The organism is Blastomonas sp. CCH1-A6, assembly GCF_001556365.1.
In the GTDB taxonomy this organism is placed as follows: domain Bacteria; phylum Pseudomonadota; class Alphaproteobacteria; order Sphingomonadales; family Sphingomonadaceae; genus Blastomonas; species Blastomonas ursincola.
Map to the genome: position 1 here is coordinate 1 of NZ_LSIS01000156.1, position 1,222 is coordinate 1,222.

Here is a 1,222-nt window from a genome sequence, read left to right on the forward strand (position 1 = left end):
CGGAGCGCGTTGTTGAGCCGCGCCGTGGTGGCGACCAGCTCGGCCGGCGTGGCGCTGTCGAGATCGGGGCCACGGAAACGCGCGGTCCTCTGAAAGCTGCCGTCCTTGTTGAGAACGACGCCTTCGCCGACCAGCGCCGCCCAGGGCAGGAAGTCGGCCAGATGCGCGGCCTTGCTGCGATATTCGCGCAGGCTCATCATGGCCGCATCCACGCCGGATAGCGGAGGTGCCGGCGGGCCACGTCCACGAACTGCGGATCGCGGCGCGCGGCCCACACCGAGAGCGCATGGCCGATCGCCCAAATCGCCAGCCCGGCGATCCAGAGGCGCAGGCCGAGGCCGATCGCACCGGCGAGCGTGCCGTTGACGATCGCCAGCGAGCGCGGGGCGCCGCCGAGAAGAATCGGCTCGGTCAGCGCCCGGTGAACCGGGGCGAAATAGCCGGCGATCGGCTCGACGGGATCGGCCGCGCCGGTCATGCGATCAGCGCCCCGCCGCCGAACGAGAAGAACGACAAAAAGAAACTCGACGCGGCGAAGGCGATCGACAGGCCGAAGACGATCTGGATCAGCCGGCGAAAGCCGCCCGAGGTGTCGCCGAAGGCCAAGGTGAGGCCCGTCACGATGATGATGATGACCGCGATGATCTTCGCGACCGGCCCCTCGATGCTTTCGAGGATGGATTGCAGCGGGGCTTCCCACGGCATCGACGATCCGCCCGCGTGGGCGGGCGCCGAGATGGTGAGCGCGATGACGCTGGCGGTGGCGGCGAGCATGGCGCGGCGTGCGCCATGCCGAAGGGCATGGATCATGGTGCGTCTCCGAGGTTTGGGGGTGCGAGGGGGGTCAGGCGGTAATCGCCGGTCGCGGCGTCGATCCCCTCGACGCGGGCCAGCTCGGCGAGGCGGCGGCCGTGCCCGTCGCGGACCAGCACGGCGATCAGGTCGATGGTCTCGGCGAGCAGCGCGCGGGGGACCGTGACGACGGCCTCCTGAATGAGCTGCTCCATGCGCCGGAGCGCGCCGAGCGCGGTGCCGGCATGGATGGTGCCGACGCCGCCTGGGTGTCCGGTCCCCCAGGCTTTGAGGAGGTCGAGCGCCTCGGCGCCGCGCACCTCGCCGATGGGGATGCGATCAGGGCGCAGGCGCAGGCTGGACCGCACGAGATCGGACAGCGTGACGACGCCATCCTTGGTCCGCATAGCGACGAGGTTCGGCGCGGCGC

General features: G+C 70.8%; 4 protein-coding genes. All 4 read right to left on the reverse strand.

What is annotated here, in order from left to right; all coding sequences use genetic code 11:
• Window positions 1–200, reverse strand: a 200-nt coding sequence (locus tag AX735_RS06460) for a hypothetical protein (RefSeq protein ID WP_156447436.1), incomplete at its 3' end; no start/stop codon positions are given.
• Window positions 197–478: a VirB3 family type IV secretion system protein gene (locus AX735_RS06465; RefSeq protein WP_012049878.1), complete on the reverse strand. Its 282-nt coding sequence runs from the start codon at window positions 476–478 to the stop codon at window positions 197–199. The genes AX735_RS06465 and AX735_RS06460, both read right to left, overlap by 4 nt.
• Window positions 475–810: a TrbC/VirB2 family protein gene (locus AX735_RS06470; protein ID WP_007406001.1), complete on the reverse strand. Its 336-nt coding sequence runs from the start codon at window positions 808–810 to the stop codon at window positions 475–477. The genes AX735_RS06465 and AX735_RS06470 overlap by 4 nt, the downstream gene beginning before the upstream one ends.
• The coding region (locus AX735_RS06475; protein ID WP_202189516.1) for an ATPase, T2SS/T4P/T4SS family at window positions 807–1,222 on the reverse strand (416 nt) is incomplete at its 5' end. The genes AX735_RS06470 and AX735_RS06475, both read right to left, overlap by 4 nt.